Raw genomic sequence first — 22,183 nt, 5'->3', positions numbered from 1 at the left:
CCTGCTGGGGCGTCCTGCCGATGGGGCCATCGGCAGGGCCGATGCGATGCCGCCCGCAGGGGTCCGCCACCGAGAGCGGACGCACCGGCTCCCGGCGGGCCCGGATCACGCGTGCCCCTCCAGCGCACGCGCCACGTCCCGCGCGTACGTACGGTGCAACACCCCGCAGAAGGCCGCGTTGACGAGCATCAGCACGACGAGCACCCACAGGAACACCTGCTGGAGCCCGATGGTGTCTCCGAGCGCCCCCGCGCCCAGGTTGAACAGGGCGTAGGCGAGCGCCTCTGCGACCGAGATGAGGACCGCGAAGGCCGGACCGCGCAGTTCCGGCGGGGTGACCGCCATGACGACAGGACGGTTGACTCCGGGGTTGGCGCCCTGGACCGCCGCCATCACGCCGAAGCGCCCTGGACGGTGGGCCAGCCGGAGCTCTACCCGACCGGCCTGTCGGTCGCCGGGTTCTCCATCCTCGGGCTGGCCCGCACGGCACCGGACGCCCTGCGCGCCATCGCCGAGCGTGCGTTCGAGACGGTGGCGGACGGGACCGTGACCCTGCCGGTGACGGCGGAGTTCGACCTGGAGAAGGCCGGGGACGCGCATGCGCTGATGGGGGCGCGGACCAGCACGGGCAAGCTGCTGCTGAGGGTGGCGGACTGACGGCGGGGGCGCACGCCGGGTGAGCGCCCGAGCCACGAACGCGAACCGGCCGCGGGTGGAGGCCTGTTGGGGTGGCGTTGTCAGTGGCGCCGTCTAGTCTTCCGCGCCATGACCACTCGCCTGGATGCCACCCGTGCCTCGTACGACACCGTCGCCGCCGACTACGCCAAGCTGTTCAGCGGGGACGTCGCCCAGCCCCTGGAGATCGCGATGCTCGCCGAGTTCGCGAAGCGGGTGCGGGCCGGCGGGGGCGGCCCGGTCGGGGACCTCGGCTGCGGTCCTGGCCGGATGACCATTCACCTGGAAGGGCTCGGGCTCGACGCGTTCGGGATCGACCTGTCGCCCGGGATGATCGAGGTCGCCCGCGCCGCATACCCCCACCTGCGGTTCTCGGTGGGCACGATGGCGGACCTCGACCTCGCCGACGGCTCGCTCGCCGGAGCGCTCGTCTGGTCGTCCACCGTGCACATCCCCGTGGAGGAACTGGCGCCGCTGTTCGCCGAGTTCCGCCGCGTGCTCGCTCCCGGCGGACACCTGCTCATCGGCTTCAAGGCGGGCGACGAACAGATCCTCCTGGAACACGCGTACGGCCACGACGTGGACCTCGACGTGTACAGCTTCCCGCCCGACCGTGTCGCCGAACTCCTCGCGGAGGCCGGCCTGACCGAGGCGGTCCGGCTGGTTCGTGAGGCCGAGATGACGGAATACGGCCCGGAGCGGACCGCGCAGGGCTTCATCCTGGCCCGGAGGCCGGAGAACTCCTGAGTGTCCCGGGCTCGCGGCGGTCGTCCGCCGACCCGCCCTCGGACGCGGGCCGTCCCTCCAAGTGTCCTCCGGTCCCCTCCTCTCTCATCCCTTCGGCGTGCCCCCGTAGACCATCGGCGGACGCGGGCCGGGGCCTTCGCTTTCCAGACTGGGTCCCGGACGAAGCAGGTGGGCGCGGAGCCGGGAGGCGCGGGATGCAGGAGACGCCGGGGATCAGCCGGGCACGGTTTCTGGGAACGGCCGCGGCCGTCGGGGGCGCGGCCGCCCTGCTGCCCCTCGGAGCGGCGGCACGGGCGGGGGCGACACCCGCAGGCCGGGCACCGCTGCCGGCACGGGGGCGGGCGGGCACGACGGCGCCGACGGCGAGCGCCCGGCGCGGGCTCACCCACCGGGGCGTGGTGTACGAGATCGGGGACGGGGAGAGCCCCGCGACCGGCTGGAACGTCCGGGACATGCGCGCGGACCTGCGCGCCGTCGGCCACGATCTGCACGCCGACTCCGTCAAGGTGACCGGCGACGGCGTCGGACGGCTCACCGCGACCGCGGCCGAGGCGGCGGAGCGCGGACTGCACGTCTGGCTCGAACCGACGCTCGGTGACGTGCCCGAGCGGGACATCCTCGACCACCTCGCGGAGACGGGCCGCTCCGCGGAGCGACTGCGCCGCCAGGGCGCCGGGGTGCACCTCAGCGTCGGCTGCGAGTTCGTGCTGTACGTCCCCGGCATCGTGCCCGGCGCGAACATCCAGGAACGGGTGGAGAACCTGCTCAAGGGCAACTTCGATCCCGTCGTCATGGCGCGGCGGCTGCACCGGTTCACCGCGAGGGCGGCGAAGACGGGCCGGTCCGTGTTCCACGGGCCGCTGACGTACGCCGCAGCCCAGGACGAGGACGTCGACTGGGGCCTCTTCGACCTCGTGGGCATCGACTACTACTCGTTCTTCCGGCGCCCGTCGGACTACCTCCGCGACCTCGCGCAGTACCGGCGCTTCGGGAAGCCCGTCGCCGTCATGGAGTTCGGCTGCTGCACCTTCGAGGGAGCGCCGGAGCAGGGCGGCATGGGCTGGGACGTCGTCGATTACACAAAGGACCCGCCGGAGATCAAGGCCGGACTGGTCCGCAGCGAGCGCACGCAGGCCGCGTATCTCACGGACGTGCTGGCCGCGTTCGAGGCGGCGGGCCTGTACGCGGCGATGGCGTACACCTTCGTCACCCGCGACGCCCCGCACCGCCGCCACGACCCGCGCCACGACCTCGACATGGCGAGCTACAGCATCACGAAGACCGTCGAGAAGCGTCCCGGCGATCCGGCCGCCGGGGTCCACTGGGAGCCGAAGGAGGCGTTCCACGCGCTGGCCCGCCAGTACGGCCGCCACCGCCGCGCCTGACCGCGCCACGGCCCGGGCACGTTGCCCTCGGGGGACGCCCACCGCAGAGTGGGGTCATGGAGCGCATCGATCAGGCACAGGCGCGGGCATGGCTCGCGACCGCCGTGGCGGAGGCCCGCGCCGGGCTCTCCGAGGGCGGCATCCCCATCGGGGCCGCCCTGTACGGCGCGGACGGCACCCTGCTCGGCCGGGGCCACAACCGCCGCGTCCAGGACGACGACCCCTCGACGCACGCCGAGACGGCCGCGTTCCGCGCGGCCGGACGGCAGCGGTCGTACCGCGGCACGACGATGGTGACCACCCTCTCGCCCTGCTGGTACTGCAGCGGCCTGGTCCGGCAGTTCGGCATCTCCCGGGTGGTCGTCGGCGAGGCGGCCACCTTCCACGGCGGCCACGACTGGCTCGCCGAGCACGGTGTGCAGATCGTGCTGCTCGACGATCCCGAGTGCACGGACCTGATGCGCGACTTCATCGAGGGCAACCCCGACCTGTGGAACGAGGACATCGGTGACTGACCCCGAGGCCCCCGCGGCGCCGCGCGTCCCGACCGTCGACCTGCGTCCCTGGCTCTCGGGGGACGCGGAGACGCGCGCCGCGATCGCCCGGACCGTCGACGCGGCGCTCCGGACGGCCGGCTTCCTGCTCGTCACCGGCCACGGCGTGGACCCCGCGCTGCGCGTCCGGATCAGGGAGGAGGCCCGCGCCTTCTTCGCACTGCCCGCCGCGACGAAGCAGCGGTACGCCACCGAAGTGGGCGGGCGCGGCTGGCTCGGTCCCGGTGCCGAGGCCAACGGCTACGCGGAGGGCACCGAGACCCCGCCGGACCTGAAGGAGTCGCTGACGTTCGCGACGCACGAGCCGTTCGCCGACCCGGAGACGAACGCCGAATGGTACGCGCCGAACGTCTGGCCCGCCGAGGCCCCCGGGCTGCGGGCCCTGTGCGAGGAGTACCTGGCGCGGATGGCCGAGCTGGATAACCATCTGCTGGCGCTGCTCGGTGAGGCGCTCGGCCTCGAACCGGACTTCTTCACCCGGCACATGGATCACCCCACGTACGGCTTCAACATCAACTGGTATCCGGGGAGGGACGTCGTCGGCGCGCCGGAGCCGGGCCAGTTCCGGATCGGTCCGCACACCGACTTCGGTACGGTCACCCTCCTCGACCGGCAGGCGGGCAAGGGCGGGCTCCAGGTGTTCACGGACGAGGGCGGCTGGGAGGACGCGCCCTTCGACCCGGCCGCGTTCACCGTCAACATCGGCGACCTGATGGCCCGTTGGACGGGCGACCGGTGGCGCTCGGGGCGGCACCGCGTCCTGCCGCCGCCCTCCGACGCGCCCGCAGAGGAGCTGATCTCGCTCGTCTACTTCGGCGAATGCACGCCGGGGACGCTGGTCGAGTCGGTGCCCGCCCCGGTGGGCCGGATCGCGTACGAACCCGTCGACTCGCACGTCTACCTGCGGGAGAAGCTCGATTCGATCACCGTCGGTTGACAGTCCGAACGTTTTCGTAACCGAACAGTCATCAAGTGCCCTATCCCGAATCAACTCCCCCTTTTTACACTGTTGTTGATACACCTCACAGCAGCACATCGGACCGGACCGCGGACCAGGGGGAGATGCGGTGCACTCAGGGCTGCACGGCAGAGGGGCGCTGTTCGACACCGATCCGCCCGGACTCGCGTCACGACTGGTCGGACTGCGTCCGTACCAGTTGCGCGCCACACCGTACGAACACGCGGAAGAACCACCCTTCGTGGTGCTCACCGGCGGCCGGGGGCTCGGCAAGACCGCCGTGCTCCGGGAACTGCGCGAGGCCTACCGGTGGCACACCCCGGTCGCCCTGGTCGACGGCGAGGACCGGCAGTTCGCCGCGCCGCCCGCCGATCGCCCCGCGGAGTCCTGGTCCCCGGTCGGCCAAGCGCTCACCACGGCCGCGGAACAGCTCGCCGAACCGGTGAAGGGGGCCGGGAGGATCGCGTTCCCGCGCCTCTCCTCGGGCCTCCTCGCCGTGGCCGCGGGCGGCTGGAGCAACCGGGACGTGCCCCGCATCCGGCAGGAGGCGGAGCGGATCCTGCTGCTGAACGAGACCGACTCGTGGCTGTCGGGGTTCGCCGGACGCTGGGTGAGCAAGGTCGTCTCCAAGCTCGTCGCGTCGATGAGCGGAACGGGCCCCGTCGTGGAACCCATCATCGAGGCCACCCTGGAGGCCTTCGCGGAGGGCGTCGCACCCGCCCACCGCCGGCTGCGCAAGGCCGCCACCTGGTACCGGGACTACCCGAACGCGGGCGGCAGCCCCAAGCTCGCGCTGATCCTGCTCTCCCGGCACTTCCGGGCGGGCGGCGACTCGCGCCGGCACGCCGAACGCCATCTGGTCCGGGCCCTGCTCGCCGACCTCGACGACGCGTACGCGGGGGTCGTGCAGCGTTCCCACCGGCGGGGCCGCCCGGTCCTGCTGATCGACAACGTCCAGGAGCCCGCCGGGCTCGGCCTCCTCGAACCGGTGCTGCGCGACCGCGCCGACGGCATCGCGGACCGGGCCGTGATCTTCGCCGCGCTCCGGGGCCACGCACACCCGGCCCTGCGGAACGCGGGCCGGCTCACCCTGACCGACACCGCGCGCGAGACCGACTGGCGGCCCGGCACCTCGCCGTCCTCGCGGGCCCTGCTCGTCGCGCTGCCGCCCCTGACCCCCGACGACACCCTGCACATCATGGACACCGCGACCGGCGGCACCGGAACCACCGGCGGCCCGGACGGCCTGCCCGCCCAACTCCCGCACGCCACCCACCGGCTGACCTGCGGCAGCCCGCTCGGCATCACCGTGCTGGCGGCCTCGGCCCGACAGAACCTGCCCGTCGGCGCGGACTCGCTCGGCGCGCTCCTGACCGCCGACGTCGCCCCGCACGAGGACCACGCCGGCCGCCCCGCCCACCAGGAGCTCCTCGCCCGGCTGGTGCCCGGTGGCCGCCTCGACGAACTGACCGTGCTGGCCGCCGCCCACGACCGCGCGTCGGCCTGCTCGCTCGCGGAGTCCCGGCTCCCCGAGGACTTCGGCGCCTCCGGCGTCCTCGACCTGGAGGAACGGCTCGCCTCCGAGGGCTGGGCGACGGCCGACGGCCAGTTCGTCGGCGACCCGTTCCTGCGCACGCTGCTCCTGCTGCGGCTGCACCACGCGGACCCCGACCACGAACAGTGGCGGGCGGTGCACCGCGCCCTCGTCGACCACTACTCCGACCACCCCGGCGAGTCGGCACCCCCGGACAGCGCCCGCTACCGGCTGCACCACGAACTCGCCCTCGGAAAGGCGGACTTCGCGGTGGCTCACCTGCGCGACACCTTCCCGCGCACCGACACCCGGGGCTGGCTGTCCACGCTGGTCTTCATCGCCTCCGCGCCCTACTACCACGCACACGACCCGGACGGCCGGGACTTCGACGGCCACGACCACCGCGCCGCCGTGGCCCTCGGCCGCACGGACGCCGCGCACCGGCCGCCGGAGGGCGTCGACGCCGTACTGCACCTGCGCGTACGGCGCTTGCTGCACGCCGTGTGGCAGCTGACCGACCCGCTGGTGCTGCCGGACCCACGCGTCACCGAACGGCTGCGGTTCGAGCTGGAACAGCTGTCGAACCTGCGGCCCGCGGGCAACGCCCTGCTGTGGCGTGCCTCGCGGGACTGGCCCGCCGACGCCCTCGCCGGCCGGCCCCTGCGCATCCCGGGCGACGAGGACGGAGGCCGCTGATGGCCCGACTGTGGGTGTGGCTGCGCGAGGACGTCTGGGAGATCCGCTTCCGCCGGTACGTGGCGCTGACGCTCGCCGCCGCCCGGGTGGGCCTCGGCGTCTGGGGCGGCCTGACCGCCACCAAGGAGAACCGGTCCTGCGCACCCGGGGTCGTACAGCCCCCGGACCGCGACGAGTGCGTGGGCGTCTCCTCGACGACGTACGCCTTCGGACGCGCCCGGTTCGCCGACACCGTGCGCGCGATCAACCGGGAGAACCACCGCCTGGCGCCCGGCAGTTACGTCACGGTCGTCCTGCTCGAACCCTTCACCGCCACCGACGCGGACAACCTGAACGACGTGCAGCACGAACTCCAGGGCGCCTACCTCGCGCAGTACCAGGCCAACCACGACACGACCGGGCTGAAGCCGAAGATACGGCTCGTCCTCGCCAACCCCGGTGCCACCGGGGCCTCCTGGCGGCACACGGTCGACCAGCTGGAGCGCATGACGAGGAGCGCGGACCGGCTGCGCGCGGTGACCGGGGTCGGGCTGAGCACCGAGAACAACAAGCGGGCGGTGGCCGAGCTGACCCGGCGCGGCATCCCGGTGATAGGGAGTTCGATCACCGCCGACGACCTGGCCAACGGACAGGGCGGCAAGGACCCCTTCCCGGGCCTCGCCCGCGTCTCCCCCACCAACACCGACGAGGCCCGCGCCCTCGCCTCCTTCGCCAAGGTGTCCGCCGCCAACGCCTTCCTCGTCTACGACCGGACCGGCGACCCCTACACGCGCACGCTCCAGGGTTCGTTCGAGAAGATGCTCAAGGGCGCGCGGTACGAGGCCCAGCCGTTCACCCCGCCCGCCGACCGCAGCAAGGAGGGCAGCACCGCCAACGTCTTCGCGCAGATCGCCACCATCCTGTGCAACACCCCGAAGGCGACGGACACGGTCCTGTTCGCCGGCCGGCACACCCAGCTGCGCCAGTTCATCAACGCGCTGGGCGCCCGGGGCTGCTCCGACCGCCGCTTCACCGTCCTCACCGGTGACGAGGGCTCGTACCTCGCGGGCGACAAGGACCTCGACCCGGCCGCGCTCAAGGACCCGCAGCTGTCGGTGCGCTACACGGCGCTCGCCCATCCCGACGCCTGGCTGAAGGACCACGCCCGCACCGGCGGCGGCAAGGCCGACGCCGTCGTCCTCCAGCGGCTGCTGGACAGCGCCGAACGGGGGCCGGTCGGACCGCTCGGCCAGGTCGCCCTCGACGACGGCCAGTTGATCATCGCGTACGACGCCATGCGGCTCGCGGTGCGCGGCATCCGGGGGGCCTCGCCGACCGGCCGCGTCCCGGCGCTCGCCGACGTCGGCCTGCAGTGGCCGCAGGTCAAGGGCCGCCAGCTCCGGGTGAACGGGGCGAGCGGCTGGATCTGCCTGGACGCGCACGGCAACCCGTACGACAAGGCGGTCCCGATCGTGGAGCTGACCCCCGACAGCCACGCCCGCTTCGTGCGCCTCGCCTGGCCGGAGGGAAAACCCCCGGCGGCGGAGTGCCTCCCGCCCTCGTAGTCCCGTCTGCCCTCCCCACGACGAAGGCCGGCCCCGGTGACACAGGTCACCGGGGCCGGCCTCTTCACGTCCGGGCGGGTCAGACGCCCGCGTAGGAGTGCTTGCCGGTGACGAAGATGTTCACGCCGTAGTAGTTGAACAGCCAGCAGCCGAAGGCGATCAGGGCGATGTAGGCGGCCTTGCGGCCCTTCCACCCGGCCGTGGCCCGCGCGTGCAGGTAGCAGGCGTACGCAACCCACGTGATGAACGCCCAGGTCTCCTTGGGGTCCCAGCCCCAGTAGCGGCCCCAGGCGTCGCCCGCCCAGATCGCGCCCGCGATGATCGTGAACGTCCACAGCGGGAAGACGGCCGCGTTCACCCGGTAGGAGAACTTGTCGAGCGAGGACGAGGCGGGCAGCCGCTCCATGACGGAGGTGGCGAACCGGCCGGGCTGTCCGCCGTTCGCGAGCTTGTTCTCGTAGCTGTCCTTGAACAGGTAGAGCAGCGTGCCGACGGCGCCCACGTAGAAGACGGCGCCGCACAGGATCGCGGTCGACACGTGGATGTACAGCCAGTACGAGTGCAGCGCCGGAACCAGCTGGTCGCTCGCGGTGTACAGGACGGTGACGGCGAGCCCGAGGTCGAGCAGGACCGTGGTGACCAGCGGAAGGCCGAGCCAGCGCACGTTCTTCCGCAGGGCGAGCAGCACGAGGAACACCGCGACGGCCACGGTGGAGAAGGTGATGTTGAACTCGTACATGTTGCCCCACGGCGCCCGCCGCACCGACAGGGCGCGGGCGACCACGCCGGCCGCCTCGACGGCCCACGCGAGGACGGTGAGGGACACGGCGATCCGGCCGTACAGGTCGCCCTGTTCGTCGCCGCCGTGCGCGCCGGGCCCGTCGGGCACGTCCCGCGCGCCGGTCGCGGACCGGGTGACGACCTTGGGCCGCGCCAGGACGGCGGTGCCGCCCGCCGTCTGCACGGCGACCTCGGGTGCGGCGGCCGCCTTCACGCCTCCCGCGGTGAGGGCGTTCGCGGTGCGCGCGACCTTGCTGCGGCTGCCGAAGAGCCACTCGGCGATGTACGCGAAGAACGCCAGCGTGTAGACGGCCATCGCGGAGTAGATCAGCGTGTTGCTGACGTTGGCGAGGTGTTCGTTGGTCGCGGTGGCCAGATCGGTCACGGCGCCCAGGTCGTGGGCGGTGGCGAGCGTCACTGCTTCTCAGCCCCTTCGGCGGCGGATACGGGGGTTTCGGCGTCGGCGGGTGCCGCGTCATCGTCGGGCTTGGTGGGCGCGGTTGCGTGGACGAGCGCGGCCAGGTCGCCGAGCTCCTCGGGAAGCTTCGCGGACTCGCTGCGGCCGAGCCCGGCCATCTCGACGACGGTGACGCCGTCGGCGCCGGTGGTGGCCCGGACCCAGACACGGCGGCGCTGGATGAACAGCGAGCCGGCGAGTCCGAAGATCGCGGCGAACGCCCCGGCCAGCGCCCAGTCACTGCCGGGCTGCTGGGTGACCTGGAAGTTCGCCCACTCCTTGATGTCCTTGTCGAAGGTGATCGAGCCGGCGCCGTTCGGCAGGGTCATCGTCTCGCCGGGCCGCAGCCGCTTCTTGAGGATGTCGCCCTTGGCGTCCTTGAACTGCTTCATGTTGGCCGTGTCGAGCTGGTACACGTTCTGCGGCAGGCCCGCGTCGACGCCGAGGCTGCCGTGGTAGCCGCTCAGCGCGAGCACCGGATAGTCGAGCGCCGGGAACTGGGAGAACATGTCGCCCTTGCCCGCGCCGGCGAAGGTCGGCACGAAGAAGGCCGAGAAGCCGAGCTGCTCGCCCGCGCCCCGTGCGTTCTTGTAGCCGTCCATCACCTTGATGGCGCCCTGCGAGGTGACGTTCGAGTCGAGCGGCAGCAGGGGCACGGCGTCGTGGAAGACGACCTTGCCCTTGCCGTCCCGGACCGTCACCGTGGGCGCGTAGCCGTGGGCCGTGAGATAGACCTTCGAGTCGCCGATCACGAGCGGCTCGTTGACCTTGACGACGGTCTTCTTCTCCTTGCCGTAGGCACCGACGCTGTAGTCGACGGCCGCCTGGTACGTGCGGGGGGTGCCCTTGTTGGGGCCGGTCCGCTCGTAGGTGCCGGTGAACTTCTTCAGGTCGAAGCTGAACGGGGTCAGGTCGTCGGTGCTGAAGAGGTTGCCGGACTTGAAGTCGTCGTAGGACAGGAGCGTGTTCGAGAAGCCGTCGCCCTCGACGATCAGCTTGTTGCCCTCGGACTTGAAGAGCTGGCCCCAGGCGAAGGCGACGAGCATCACGATCAGCGCGATGTGGAAGAGCAGGTTGCCGGTCTCGCGCAGGTAGCCCTTCTCCGCGGCGACGGCGTCCTTCTCGACGTGCGCGCGGAACCGCTTCTGCTTGAGCACCCGGAGCGCGGCCTCGCGGACCTGCTCGGGCTCGGCGTCGGTGCGCCAGGTCGCGTAGGCGGGCAGCCGGTTCAGCCGCTTGGGGGCGCCCGGCGGGCGCCCGCGCAGCTGCCCGACGAACTGCCAGGTGCGGGGCACGATGCAGCCGATGAGCGAGACGAACAGCAGGATGTAGATCGCGGAGAACCACACCGAGCTGTACACGTGGAACAGGCCGAGCCGCTCGTAGACCGGGCCGAGCAGGCTGTGCGCGTCCTTGAAGTCCTGGACCTTGGCCGCGTCGGTGCCGGACTGCGGGATCAGCGAGCCGGGGATCGCGCCGAGCGACAGCAGGAAGAGCAGGATCAGCGCGACCCGCATCGACGTGAGCTGCCGCCAGAACCAGCGGACCCAGCCGGTCACCTCACGGCCGGTCCAGGCGATCCAGCCGGCCGCGCCGGGCTTGCGTCTGCCGCCGAAGGAGCCCGGCATCGCCGTCTCGACGGGAGCGGTGGACAGCTGGGAACCGGCCTCGCCGAGTTCGCCGTCGGCGCTCACCCCGATGTGCCGCTTGGGGCTCACCGGGTCCGGCGCGCCGTCGTCCTCCGGCATCGCGGCGGAGTCGCGGGTGTTGCCGGTGTCGGTCGTGCTCATGGATCAGATCCCTACCGTGAAGCCGCTGGACCACGTCTGCATCTGCTGCACCAGGCTGTCCCAGGCTCCTGTGAGCAGGAGCACGCCGGTCACGATCATCATCGTGCCGCCGATCCGCATGACCCAGACGTAGTGGCGCTTGACCCAGCCGAACGCGCCGAGCGCCTTGCGGAAGGCGACGGCGGCGAGCACGAAGGGCACGCCGAGACCGAGGCAGTACGCGACGGTCAGTATGGCCCCTCGTCCGGCGCTCGCCTCGTTCGAGGAGAGGGCCAGCACGGAGGCGAGGGTCGGGCCGATGCAGGGCGTCCAGCCGATGCCGAACAGCGCGCCCAGTATCGGGGCCCCGACCAGGCCCGTCACCGGCCGCTTGTGGAAGCGGAACTCCCGCTGCGTCAGCCAGGGCATCATCCCCATGAAGAAGACACCCATGAGGATCATGAGGACGCCGAGGACCTTGGACAGCGTGTCCTGGTACGCGAACAGCGTCGACCCGAAGTAGCCGAACAGGGCCCCGCCGGAGACGAACACGGCGGTGAAGCCGAGCACGAACAGACTCGCGCCGCCGGCCATCCTTCCGCGTCTGCTGTCCGCCAGGTCGGTGCCGCTGACCCCGGTGACGTACGAGAGATAGCCGGGGACGAGCGGCAGGACGCACGGCGAGAAGAAGGAGACGAGCCCGCCGAGGACCGCGATGGGCAGGGCGAGCAGCAGGGCCCCGCTGGAGACCGTGTTGCTCAGGTCACCCGAGGCGAGGTACGTGGACGAGTGGAGGAGGGACACGACGGTCACTTCTCCGCGAGGACGGGGTCGAGCATCTCGCGCAGCTTGTCCTCGCTGAGCGCCTGAAGCGTGCGGGCCGCGATCTTCCCGTCCCGGTCGATGACGAGCGTCGACGGGATCGTCTGCGGGTTGAGCGTGCCCTTCTTGAAGCGGAGCATCAGCTTGCCCGTCGGGTCGAACAGGCTGGGGTAGGTGACGCCCTTGTCCTTCTCGAAGGACCGCGCCAGCGACACGTTCGCGTCACGGGTGTTGATGCCCACGAACTGCACGCCCTGGCCGGCGGTCTCCTTGGCGACCTTCACGAAGTTGGGTGCCTCGGCCCGGCACGGCGGGCACCAGGAGCCCCACACGTTCAGGACGACGACCTTGCCCTTGTAGTCCGCGACGTCGAGCAGCTTGCCGTCGACGGTCTTGCCGGAGAGGTCGGGGATGGCCACGCGGTCGCTCTTCGCCACCGTCGAGATGCCGTCCTTGCCTGCCACGAAACCGCTGCCGCCGGCACCACCCTTGGTGCCGCCCGACCCGCACGCGGTCAGGACGAGCGCGGCGACGGCGGCCCCGGCGGTCAGCAGGGCGGCGCGGCGACGGGTGCGGATCGGGCGCTGGTCTGCGCGGCAGGCGGCACTCATGTGAAAAGTTTCGCATGCCCGTTTCGGGGATCTTCCGCACCCCCCTTGCGGGCGGAAACCCGCATATCAGGCGGCCTGCCCCCGAAGGTACGACTTCCAGCCGCCCGCGGGCTGTTCGGCGACGTCCATCGACTGGAGCTTCGCCAGCACCTCGGGCCGCTGCACGTCCAGCCAGTCCACGAACTGCCGGAAGGAGACGAGCCGCACGTCCGCGCCCTTGCTCTTCTCGCGGGCGATGTACGTGAAGGCCTTCTCGACGGCGTCCATGTAGATGCCGCCGTTCCAGTCCTCGAAGTGGTTGCCGACGAAGAAGGGTGCCCGGTTCGTCTCGTATGCCCGCTTGAACCCGGCGATGTACGAGTTGGTCGCCTGGGTGCGCCAGGCCGGGTAGTTGTACGAGGGCGCCCGGGTGGTGGCGATCGACTGGTTGGCGAGGATGTTGTAGTCCATGGAGAGGACCTCGAAGCGGTGCCCGGGGAAGGGGATCGCCTGGAGCGGCAGGTCCCACAGCCCCTCCTTCTTCTGCGGCCAGCGCTGCACACCGCCGGGCGAGGAGGCGTCGTAGCGCCAGCCCAGCTCACGGGCGGCGGGCAGCAGGTTGTCCTGGCCGAGCAGACACGGGGTGCGGGCGCCGATCAGCTCCTTCTCGTAGTCGAAGGGCAGCGCGGGCAGATCGGTCCAGCCCGTGTTGGTGCGCCACTCGGTGACGAACGACTTCGCCTGCGCGATCTCGCTGCGCCACTGCTGGGGCGTCCAGTTGCCGACCGAGCCGGAGCCCGAGCAGAAGTGGCCGTTGAAGTGGGTGCCGATCTCGTGCCCGTCGAGCCAGGCCTGGCGCACCAGCTTCAGCGTGGACCGGACGTGGTCGTCGTTGAGATAGCCGATGTCGGAGGCGCCCCGCGGGTTGTTGGGCGGGTCGTACAGGCGCTTCTTCGACTCGGGCAGCAGATACAGCCCGGAGAGGAAGAACGTCATGTGCGCCTCGTTCTCCTTGGCGAGCTGCAGGAAGCGCTCGAAGAGACCGGTGCCGACCTCGCCGGCGCCGTCCCAGGAGAAGACCACGAACTGCGGCGGGGTCTCGCCGGGTTCCAGCGGCACGGGCTGCCCCGGCTGGTGCGGCTGCTTGCCCGTGTAGGCGGTGGAACCGTCACCGATGGGACGCACGGTCCGCTTCGGGGTGCCCGGCCTGCCGCTGCCCGCCGTGGGGGAACCACCGGCGTGACCCACGGCGTCCTTCTGCGCGGTGCCGCACGCGGCAAGTCCCATCGCGGCCGCGGCACCTGCCCCGAGACCGATCATTCCCCTCCGGCTGACGTCCCGCATACGGTCCTCGTTTCATCGCACCCTCTCAGCTGGCTCTCAGCTGGCACCCCATGAGAGGGCACGATGAAGTCGCGGGTTCCGTATAACTCGCGCAGATTTATATGATTTTACGAATATGCGCTCATTTGGCCGTCAGGCCCCGAATGCCTTGTCCTTGCCCTTCACCGGCTTGGCGCCCGCGAGCAGATGGGCCGGCACCAGGTCGCGCGCGGGCTCGCTGTAGCCCACGGACACGATCTTGTCGCCGCGGTAGGTGAAGGTCGTCAGGGAGGCGAGCGTGCACTGCCGCTTGCGCGGGTCGTGCCACAGCCGCCGCTTCTCCACATAGCTGCGCACGATCCAGATCGGCAGCTGATGACTCACCAGCACCGCCTCGTGGCCGCGCGCGGCGTCCTTGGCCGCGTCCAGCGCGCCCATCATCCGCACGACCTGGTCGACGTAGGGCTCGCCCCAGGACGGCTTGAACGGGTTGACGAGGTGCTTCCAGTTCTCCGGCCTGCGCAGCGCGCCGTCCCCGACCCCGAAGGTCTTGCCCTGGAAGACGTTCTCCGCCTCGATGAGCCGCCCGTCGGTCGCCAGGTCGAGACCGTGCGACTTCGCGATCGGCGTGGCCGTCTCCTGCGCCCGCTCCAGCGGCGAGGCCACCACGTGGGTGATGTCGCGCGGCGCCAGGTGCTCGGCCACCCGGTCGGCCATCTGCCGGCCCAGCTCGGACAGGTGGTAGCCGGCCAGCCGCCCGTAGAGCACGCCGTCCGGGTTGGCGACCTCGCCGTGCCGCATCAGGTGGACGACGGTGATGTCGTCCGCGCCCGTACCGCCGGCGGCGCCGTTCGTGCCGATGGACTCGCTCATGCCGTGGCCTCCGCCGCTGCCCGTGCCGCCGCCGGAAGGGCGTCGGCGATCCGCTGAACCGCCTGGTCGTCATGGGCCGTCGACACGAACCACGACTCGAACGAGGACGGCGGCAGGTACACACCCTGCGCCAGCATCGAGTGGAAGAACGCGGTGTAGCGGAAGGACTCCTGCGCCTTCGCACCCTCGTAGTCGCGCACCTCACGTCCCGTGAAGAACACGGAGAACATGTTCGAGGCGCTCTGCAGACGGTGGGTCACACCCTCCTTGGCGAGCGCCTCGGTCACCAGCGTCCGGATCCGCTCGGACACCGCGTCGACCTTGTCGTACGCCGCGTCGTCGAGCAGCCGCAGCTGCGCGAGACCCGCGGCGGTGGCGACGGGGTTACCGGAGAGCGTGCCCGCCTGGTACACCGGCCCGGCCGGCGCGAGGTGCGCCATGACGTCCTCACGGCCACCGAACGCCGCGGCCGGGAAGCCGCCGCCCATCACCTTGCCGAAGGTCATCAGGTCGGGGCGCACACCGTCGATCCCGAACCAGCCGGCCCTGCTCGTACGGAAGCCGGTCATCACCTCGTCGGAGACGAACAGGGCGCCGTTCTTCGCGCAGGCGTCCTTCAGGCCCTGGTTGAACCCGGGCGCGGGCGGCACGACGCCCATGTTGCCGGGCGAGGCCTCGGTGATCACGCAGGCGATCTCACCGGGGTGCGCGTGGAACGCGGCGTGCACGGCTTCGAGGTCGTTGTAGGGCAGGACGATGGTGTCGCCGGCCTGCGCGCCGGTGACACCGGGGGTGTCCGGCAGGGCGAAGGTGGCGAGGCCGCTGCCCGCCGCGGCGAGCAGCGAGTCGACGTGGCCGTGGTAGCAGCCCGCGAACTTGATCACCTTCGCCCGCCGGGTGAACCCGCGGGCGAGCCGGATGGCCGACATCGTCGCCTCGGTGCCGCTGGAGACGAGCCGGACCTGGTCGACGGGCTCGATGCGGGCGACGATCTCCTCGGCGAGGGCGACCTCCCCCTCACCGGGCGTGCCGAAGGACGTACCGCGGGAGACGGCCTCCTGGACGGCGGCGATGACCTCGGGGTGCGAGTGCCCGAGGATCATGGGACCCCAGGAGCAGACGAGGTCGACGTACTCACGGCCGTCGGCGTCGGTGAGGTACGGACCGGTGCCGGACACCATGAACCGGGGCGTACCGCCCACGGCTCGGAAGGCGCGCACCGGCGAGTTCACGCCACCAGGGGTGACGGCGGCCGCACGGTCGAACAGCGACTGCGAGGCTGGGGCTTCGTAGGGATAAGGCAGTTCGGTCATGACCTGCGACGTCTCCGACTCCGGGGGGCTAGTGACTACCTCAGGGTAGGCCAGGGACTCCGGGGACCCGGGAGGGGAAGAACCGGGAACCGTGAACGGACGGGAGCGGCCCGACGTACGGCTCCAGAGAGGAATGATCCCGGCCATCGCGGAGGGACGGAGAGGAGCCCGGTACGACAACCGGCCTCCTTCGCCCGGCCATCTGCGAAACTGGGGCTACGGACGGACAGCTCACATGAACCATGGTGTTCAGGGGCCGCGAAGATCCCGCGGACAGGTGTTTCAGCGTACGTTTCGGCGTGCGGCCGTGGGGGAGGTCACTGTCACGATGATCGGGTTGCGTGGCGGGGGTCGCGCGCCTTAGAAAAGCAGTCGGGTGGAGATATGCATCGCGGTGGCGGACTGGGCGAGGGGACCGATGACCTCGGTCCTCGGCGTGCCCGGCGGGGAAGGCACCGACGCGAGGCGGAGGAAGCGGCCGGCACACGGGCAGGACAGGCACAGGGACCGCAGGGCGATCCCGAGCGCGGTGACGGCTCGGTGGAGCGGCTGCGGGCGGGAAGCGGGAATGGTGGCCGGGTGGGGGTGACGTACAAATACTTCGGCGCTCCGGACGGCGCGACGGCGGCCCGGGTCCCGATCTCGATGCGCCCCGAGGAGCTCGGCGGCGACGAGCTCGGGATGAACGGCATGTTCACCAAGATCAAGCCGGAGACGATGGCCGCGATGGTCCTCACCGGCATAGAGGGTGTCCCCCTGCACAAGGTCCCCCCGCTGGAACTGGTCGTCCTCCACCCCGACTACGCCGTGGTCAAGCTCCCCATGACGGTCGTCGACCCGCTTCGCGGCATCGGCGAGGAGGCGGTCGGCGCGGCCGCCTTCATCTGGTCCACGGTCCCGGACCGCGGCGGCCCCCGCGACGCGTTCAACGTGTACCAGCTCCTGCACGAGTGGCAGGACTTCTCCCACCGCCTCCACGAGGCGGGCCACCAGCCCTACTGCCTGGTGTGGCCCTGACCCGATCGACCCGATCCGATCCGACCTGAGACCTACCGATGTACGGGCGGGGTTTCCGAACCCCGCCTTTCGCATGCCCGGGGCCGTGGCCGAGTGAGCCACGACGGACTCTTCTACAGCCCGCCCGCCACCCTCAGCACCGCGCCCGTCGCGTACGAGGCGTCCGGGGACAGGAGCCAGGACACCGCGCCGGAGATCTCGTCCGGGCGGCCCGCCCGGCCCAGGGGGACGGCCGCGGCGACGCGGGCCGGACGTTCGGGGTCCTCGTGGAAGTCGGTCCAGACCGTGCCGGGGGCGACGCAGTTCACCCGGATGCCGTCGGCCGCGACCTCCTTGGACAGACCGATGGTCAGCGCGTCCACGGCTGCCTTCGCGGCGGCGTAGTGGACGTACTGGCCCGGGCTGCCCAGCGTCGCCGCGGCGGAGGAGATGTTGACGATCGCTCCCCCGCCCGCCGCGGTCATCTCCCGTACCGCGCGGCGCGCGCACAGCAGATAGCCGAGGACGTTGACCTCCAGCGCCTGCCGCATGCCGGCCGGGTCGGCGTCGGCGAGGCGGCCGTTGGGGCCGCTGATCCCGGCGTTGTTCACCAGCCCGGTGACCTGACCGAGTTCGGCCGCCGCCGCGTCGAAGAGACGGTCGACCGCGCCGGCGTCGGCCGTGTCGACCGCCACGGTCAGACACCGGCGGCCCGCGGCACGGACCTCCTCGGCGACCGTCTCGGCCGCCGCGGCGTCGGACCGGTAGCCGATGACGACGTCGTGCCCGTCCTCGGCCAGCCGCCGGCACACGGCGGCGCCGATCCCCCGGCTGCCGCCCGTCACCACGGTGATCCTGTTCCCGTCCCGCACGCTCGCCATCGCCCGTCCCCGCTTCCCGCCGCTTCCCGCCGTTCAGCCGGCCAGTGTGCCAGCCGTGGGAGGGACGACGGTCGGGCCGGCGTCAGAGGCGCGTCAGGGCGGCCGTCCGCCGGGTCAGGGAGGCGTCAACACGCCGGACACCCGTCCCGCCGGCGCCTTCCATGGGAGACCGGCCGAATCCTGGGCAACGGATACCTGGGCGTTCGTACGGCGGACGGTCGCCGGAGAGGGACGGGGAGGAGCACGGTGCGCGTCACGGGTGCGGGTGTGGGCGGGGCGAGCGGTGCGGGCGACGACGGTCGCCCCTATGCCGGGCGGCGACGCGTCGTCGTCGGGGTGAGCGGATCGCCGGGGAGCCTGGCCGCGCTGCACCGGGCCGCGTACGAGGCCCGCCGCAGCGGCGCCGATCTGCTGGCCGTGCTCGCCTGGGAGCCGCCCGGCGGCACCTACGCGTACCGGCGTGCCGTCTGCCCCCTGCCGCTGGAGGACCTCCGTCAGGACGCCGGCCGGCGGCTCCTCGACGCGCTCGGCTCGGCCTTCGGACCCGACGGGCCCGAGGTGCCGTTCGAGGCCGTGGTCGTCCAGGGCTCGACCGGGCCCGCGCTCGTGGAGAGCGCCGCCGGTGAGGACGATCTCCTGGTGGTCGGGACCGGGGGCCGCGGCCCCCTGCGCCGCGCGCTGCTCCCCTCCGTCGCCCGGTACTGCGTCGCCCACGCCGACTGCCCCGTCCTCGCCGTGCCGCCCTCTCCCCTGGTGAGCGATCTCGCGGCGGTCCAGCGGAGGATCGGCCTCCACCTGCCCCTCGACGCACGGGAACTGACGGCCGACAGCCGCTGAACGCCCCTCGCCCCGCGGACCACCGACCGCCCCCACCCGGACGCCGGACCATCTGACCCCGGGGGCCGGACGGCCTTTTCGCCCCCTCCGCCCCTACCCGACCCATCCCTGGGGCTCCGCCCCAGACCCCGCTCCTCAATCGCCGGAGGGGCTGAATTTCCCGCACCCGGCATCCGGCGGAAGGGGCCGTGCCGGTACATCACATGCCCGTCGCTCACGCCCGGATCGAGCAGGTCCCACCTGTTCACCCACGTCTGATCCAACGGCGACGGGCAGAGGTACCGGCACGGCCCCGACCCACTCACCGGACAGGAGCCGGAGCCGGAACGCCCGGTGCGCGCAGCCGCCCGTCAGCATCCCGTAACGACCCCGGCGTCAGCCGTCAAGCATGCGTCAGGGAGTCGCCCGGTCCCCCGCCGGACGGGCATAGCGTCACCGGGGCGTCCGGCGAACGGGCCGGGCGGCGCCCCCCTCTTCGAGGAGCAGGACATGTCTCCACTCGACCCCTCCGAGGACCCCGAGCCCTCCGAACCCTTCCCGGCCGGACGTCACGGGCAGGGATCCTCCGGACCTCTCTTCGTCCCCGTCCGGCCGGGGCCCACGGGCTGCACGGCCCGCCTCTTCCGCACCCCCGTCGGCGGCCGTACGGCCGTCGGGTTCACCTCGGCCGCGCGCCTCACCGCCGCGCTCGGCGCCGGACAGGCCTGGATCAGGCTCTCCGAACCCGCGCTGCGCGCCCTCGCCGCGCCGCTGGGCGTCACCGCCCTCACCGTCGACCCCCAGCTCTCCGCCCCAGCGGCCGACCGCGCCGCCGCGACCGTCCGCGAGCGCGACAACTCCTGGCGTCGGTGGCACCCCCGGCACGTGGCCGACCCGCGTACGACCGGCGCCGCGGCAGACGTCGTCCGTCCGAACCTGCTGATCGGCTGAGGAGGCGTCATGTCCATCCAGGAACTGCCCGCGATCGTCGCGTCCCCCCTCCCCCCGGAGGTCCCGGCCGACGCGCGGGACGCCGACGGTCTCACCGTCTGGCCCCGCTCCACCGGTCCCGCCCCCGGCGGCGACCTCTCCCTCGCCGGTGTCCCCCTCGCCGAGATCGCCGACCGCTTCGGCACCCCGGTCTACGTCCTGGACGAACAGGAGGTCCGGTCCCGCTGCCGCACGTACCGCACGGCGTTCCCCGACGCCGACGTCGTGTACGCGGCGAAGGCCTTCCTGTGCCGGGCGATGGCGCACTGGGTACGGGAGGAGGGCCTCGGCCTCGACGTCTGTTCCGCCGGGGAACTCGCCCTCGCCGTCACCACGGGCTTCCCGCCGGAACGGATCGTGCTGCACGGCAACGCCAAGAGCCCCGAGGACCTGCGCACCGCGCTCCGCCTCGGGGTCGGACGCATCGTCGTGGACAGCACCTCGGAGATCGCGCGCCTCGCCGCGCTCACCCCGTACGGTGACCGGCAGAAGGTCATGGTGCGGGTGGTGCCCGGCATCGCCGCCGGCGGGCACACCAAGGTGCGCACCGGCACGGAGGACCAGAAGTTCGGCCTGTCGATCACGGACGGATCGGCGCGGCACGCCATCGCCCGGATCCTCGGCCAGCCCCATCTCGAACTCGTCGGCCTGCACTGCCACATCGGCTCGCAGATCGGTTCGGTGAAGCCGTACGTCGGTGCCGTACGCCGGCTGGTCGGGCTCATGGCCCGGGTGCGGGACGAACACGGCATTGTCCTCCCCCAGCTGGACATCGGCGGCGGCCACGCCATCGCCTACCGCCCCGGCGAGGACAGCATGAACGTCCCGGCCCTGGCCGGCCGGGTCCGCGCCGAACTGGAGGAGGGCTGCGCCCACGCCCGACTGCCCGTCCCCCGGCTCACGTTGGAGCCGGGTCGGGCCATCGTCGGGCCGGCCGGGGTCGCCGTCTACCGGGTCCTCTCGGTGAAGCGCACCAGCGGCCGCACGTTCGTCGCCGTCGACGGCGGCATGAGCGACAACCCACGGCCCGCGCTGTACGGCGTCCGGTACGCGCCCCGGCTCGTGGGCCGGGCCTCCGGCGCCCCGCCCCGCCTGGTCACCGTCGTGGGCCGGCACTGCGAGGCGGGCGACGTCCTGGCCGACGAGGTGGCCCTTCCCGGGGACGTGCGCCCCGGTGATCTGCTCGCCGTCCCGGCGGCCGGGGCGTATCACCTCTCCATGGCGTCGGGCTACAACCTGGTCGGCCGTCCGCCCGTGGTCGCGGTGTCCGACGGCGTGGCGCGCCTCCTCGTCCGCCGGGAGTCACCGGAGGACATGAACCGCCGGGACGTCGGGATCTGACGGCCCGTACCCACCCGCCCCGGGCGCCCCGATCCGACGCCCGTGTCCGCCCCGGACGAGGGGAGCTGACGCCCCGTGGCCGATCCCGACGTCGCGATCGGCCACGGGGCGGGTCCGCGCCACGCCCGGGACGGTGAGCAGACGTGTCGCCGCCGATCGGGTCAAGCACAGAGCGCCCCGCGGGCTCCGCGACACGCCGGGGGCCCGCGTCGAACGAGCAGGTCAGAGAAGGGCGGCCGTACCCGGGTGGGTGAACGGGACGGCCGACGGGGACGGCCGTGGGAGTGGGCCGAGCGTGCGTCCCGAGTGGTGGGCCGGGTGGATCGGAATGACGGTGGATCACGTCGGGCCGGGTTCACGTGTGCTGACAAGAGGTCAGCTGCCCGGTCCTGACGGAAGGACTCCGACAATGCGATCTGCCCGCATGCTCCTCGCTGCCGCGACGGCCACCGCCGCTCTCGCGATCGCCGCCCCCGGCGCCTACGCCGTCACGGCCGGCGACTGGGACCACGACTCCTCGTCCTCCTCGACCAAGGAGCACGACGACTCCTCCTCTTCCTACAGCAAGGAGCACGACAAGGACGCCGACCACGACAAGGGCTCGTGGCACGAGAAGCCGAATGGCGGCATGCACACCGGCGGCGGCGCGCTGACGACCGTCACCGGCGACGACTGGTCCAAGGGCGACAAGGACAAGGAGTCGGGCGACTGGTCCAAGGGCGACAAGGAGTCCTCGGACTCGGAGCACGACAAGGGCTCGTGGGAGAAGGGCAAGGACGAGGAGGAGAAGCCCCAGGGCGGCATGCACACCGGTGGCGGCGCGCTGACGGCCGTCAAGACCGACGACTCGTCCAAGGGCGACAAGAAGTACGACCCGGAGACCTACAAGGACAAGGAGTCCTCGGGCTCCGACCAGGAGAAGTCCTGGGACTCCGAGCAGGACAAGGGCGACAAGGGCTCGTGGGAGAAGGGCGAGGAGGAGAAGCCGCACGGCGGCATGCACACCGGTGGCGGCGGGCTCGCCACGCCGGGTGTCACGGCCGGCGGTGTCGCGGTCCTCGGTCTCGCGGCCGCGGGCGTCTACGTGGTGCGCCGTAGGAACGCCGAGGGCGGTGTGGCCTGACCATGCCTGACGACAT

At 72.1% G+C, this 22,183-nt stretch carries 20 protein-coding genes and 1 pseudogene; 12 read left to right on the top strand and 9 right to left on the bottom strand.

Features of this window, described 5'->3' with window-relative positions; genetic code table 11:
- Nucleotides 1-105: 105 nt before the first annotated feature.
- Complete coding sequence (locus B0675_RS41355) at nucleotides 106-393, bottom strand: hypothetical protein (RefSeq protein WP_179165202.1); 288 nt, start codon at nucleotides 391-393, stop codon at nucleotides 106-108.
- Between the two features lie 12 nt (nucleotides 394-405).
- Here B0675_RS41355 and B0675_RS11550 point away from each other — a divergent pair.
- The 7 genes and pseudogenes from B0675_RS11550 to B0675_RS11520 form a co-directional block, all read left to right on the top strand.
- A pseudogene (locus B0675_RS11550) lies at nucleotides 406-657 on the top strand (zinc-binding dehydrogenase); the annotation flags it as partial.
- 108 nt (nucleotides 658-765) lie between these two features.
- A complete protein-coding gene (locus tag B0675_RS11545; protein ID WP_081218721.1) occupies nucleotides 766-1,422 on the top strand; it encodes a class I SAM-dependent methyltransferase in 657 nt (218 codons plus the stop codon).
- A 194-nt stretch (nucleotides 1,423-1,616) separates the two neighbouring features.
- Entirely contained in the window at nucleotides 1,617-2,807 is a 1,191-nt protein-coding gene (locus tag B0675_RS11540) for an abortive phage infection protein (RefSeq protein WP_081218720.1), read from the top strand.
- Between the two features lie 56 nt (nucleotides 2,808-2,863).
- Entirely contained in the window at nucleotides 2,864-3,322 is a 459-nt protein-coding gene (locus B0675_RS11535; RefSeq protein WP_081218719.1) for a nucleoside deaminase, read from the top strand.
- Nucleotides 3,315-4,298 (top strand): 2-oxoglutarate and iron-dependent oxygenase domain-containing protein, encoded by a 984-nt coding sequence (locus B0675_RS11530; protein WP_081218718.1) that lies wholly within the window; start codon nucleotides 3,315-3,317, stop codon nucleotides 4,296-4,298. Before B0675_RS11535 ends, B0675_RS11530 begins: the two co-directional genes overlap by 8 nt.
- A gap of 130 nt (nucleotides 4,299-4,428) precedes the next feature.
- The gene (locus tag B0675_RS11525; protein WP_081218717.1) at nucleotides 4,429-6,549 is read left to right on the top strand and encodes a hypothetical protein; all 2,121 of its coding nucleotides are present in this window, start codon (nucleotides 4,429-4,431) and stop codon (nucleotides 6,547-6,549) included.
- Complete coding sequence (locus B0675_RS11520; protein ID WP_081218716.1) at nucleotides 6,549-8,093, top strand: hypothetical protein; 1,545 nt, start codon at nucleotides 6,549-6,551, stop codon at nucleotides 8,091-8,093. Before B0675_RS11525 ends, B0675_RS11520 begins: the two co-directional genes overlap by 1 nt.
- Nucleotides 8,094-8,172: 79 nt before the next feature.
- On the opposite strand, the gene ccsB is transcribed toward B0675_RS11520, so the two are convergent.
- From ccsB to hemL, 7 genes are all read right to left on the bottom strand, one after another.
- Entirely contained in the window at nucleotides 8,173-9,291 is a 1,119-nt protein-coding gene (gene ccsB, locus B0675_RS11515) for a c-type cytochrome biogenesis protein CcsB (RefSeq protein ID WP_081218715.1), read from the bottom strand.
- Nucleotides 9,288-11,120 (bottom strand): cytochrome c biogenesis protein ResB, encoded by a 1,833-nt coding sequence (locus tag B0675_RS11510; RefSeq protein WP_081218714.1) that lies wholly within the window; start codon nucleotides 11,118-11,120, stop codon nucleotides 9,288-9,290. Before B0675_RS11510 ends, ccsB begins: the two co-directional genes overlap by 4 nt.
- 3 nt (nucleotides 11,121-11,123) lie before the next feature.
- The gene (locus B0675_RS11505) at nucleotides 11,124-11,903 is read right to left on the bottom strand and encodes a cytochrome c biogenesis protein CcdA (RefSeq protein ID WP_081221732.1); all 780 of its coding nucleotides are present in this window, start codon (nucleotides 11,901-11,903) and stop codon (nucleotides 11,124-11,126) included.
- A 5-nt stretch (nucleotides 11,904-11,908) separates the two neighbouring features.
- Nucleotides 11,909-12,532, bottom strand: a complete 624-nt coding sequence (locus tag B0675_RS11500) for a TlpA disulfide reductase family protein (protein WP_081218713.1) — start codon at nucleotides 12,530-12,532, stop codon at nucleotides 11,909-11,911.
- A 66-nt stretch (nucleotides 12,533-12,598) separates the two neighbouring features.
- Nucleotides 12,599-13,855: a hypothetical protein gene (locus B0675_RS11495; protein WP_107482612.1), complete on the bottom strand. Its 1,257-nt coding sequence runs from the start codon at nucleotides 13,853-13,855 to the stop codon at nucleotides 12,599-12,601.
- A gap of 132 nt (nucleotides 13,856-13,987) precedes the next feature.
- The gene (locus B0675_RS11490; RefSeq protein WP_081218711.1) at nucleotides 13,988-14,707 is read right to left on the bottom strand and encodes a histidine phosphatase family protein; all 720 of its coding nucleotides are present in this window, start codon (nucleotides 14,705-14,707) and stop codon (nucleotides 13,988-13,990) included.
- Nucleotides 14,704-16,020 carry a glutamate-1-semialdehyde 2,1-aminomutase gene (gene hemL / locus B0675_RS11485; RefSeq protein WP_081218710.1) on the bottom strand — a complete coding sequence of 439 codons (1,317 nt, stop codon included), beginning with the start codon at nucleotides 16,018-16,020 and terminating at the stop codon, nucleotides 14,704-14,706. The genes B0675_RS11490 and hemL overlap by 4 nt, the downstream gene beginning before the upstream one ends.
- Nucleotides 16,021-16,404: 384 nt before the next feature.
- Between hemL and B0675_RS11475 the strand changes: the two genes are divergently transcribed.
- Nucleotides 16,405-17,037 (top strand): hypothetical protein, encoded by a 633-nt coding sequence (locus tag B0675_RS11475; RefSeq protein ID WP_107482611.1) that lies wholly within the window; start codon nucleotides 16,405-16,407, stop codon nucleotides 17,035-17,037.
- A 113-nt stretch (nucleotides 17,038-17,150) separates the two neighbouring features.
- Here the strand turns inward: B0675_RS11475 and B0675_RS11470 are convergent, their stop codons facing one another.
- The gene (locus B0675_RS11470; protein WP_081218708.1) at nucleotides 17,151-17,897 is read right to left on the bottom strand and encodes an SDR family oxidoreductase; all 747 of its coding nucleotides are present in this window, start codon (nucleotides 17,895-17,897) and stop codon (nucleotides 17,151-17,153) included.
- Between the two features lie 267 nt (nucleotides 17,898-18,164).
- Here B0675_RS11470 and B0675_RS11465 point away from each other — a divergent pair, with 267 nt between their 5' ends.
- The 4 genes from B0675_RS11465 (at nucleotide 18,165) to B0675_RS11450 (ending at nucleotide 22,167) form a co-directional block, all read left to right on the top strand.
- Nucleotides 18,165-18,734: a universal stress protein gene (locus B0675_RS11465; RefSeq protein WP_081221731.1), complete on the top strand. Its 570-nt coding sequence runs from the start codon at nucleotides 18,165-18,167 to the stop codon at nucleotides 18,732-18,734.
- 489 nt (nucleotides 18,735-19,223) lie between these two features.
- Nucleotides 19,224-19,664 (top strand): SAV_915 family protein, encoded by a 441-nt coding sequence (locus tag B0675_RS11460; protein ID WP_081218707.1) that lies wholly within the window; start codon nucleotides 19,224-19,226, stop codon nucleotides 19,662-19,664.
- A 9-nt stretch (nucleotides 19,665-19,673) separates the two neighbouring features.
- Nucleotides 19,674-21,044 carry a diaminopimelate decarboxylase gene (gene lysA, locus B0675_RS11455; RefSeq protein WP_081218706.1) on the top strand — a complete coding sequence of 457 codons (1,371 nt, stop codon included), beginning with the start codon at nucleotides 19,674-19,676 and terminating at the stop codon, nucleotides 21,042-21,044.
- 409 nt (nucleotides 21,045-21,453) lie between these two features.
- Complete coding sequence (locus B0675_RS11450) at nucleotides 21,454-22,167, top strand: hypothetical protein (RefSeq protein WP_081218705.1); 714 nt, start codon at nucleotides 21,454-21,456, stop codon at nucleotides 22,165-22,167.
- Nucleotides 22,168-22,183 lie beyond the last annotated feature (16 nt).

Source organism: Streptomyces sp. M41(2017) (assembly GCF_002078175.1).
GTDB lineage: Bacteria > Actinomycetota > Actinomycetes > Streptomycetales > Streptomycetaceae > Streptomyces.
The sequence above is the reverse complement of the archived record's forward strand: the minus strand, read 5'-3'. Positions and strand labels throughout refer to the sequence as shown.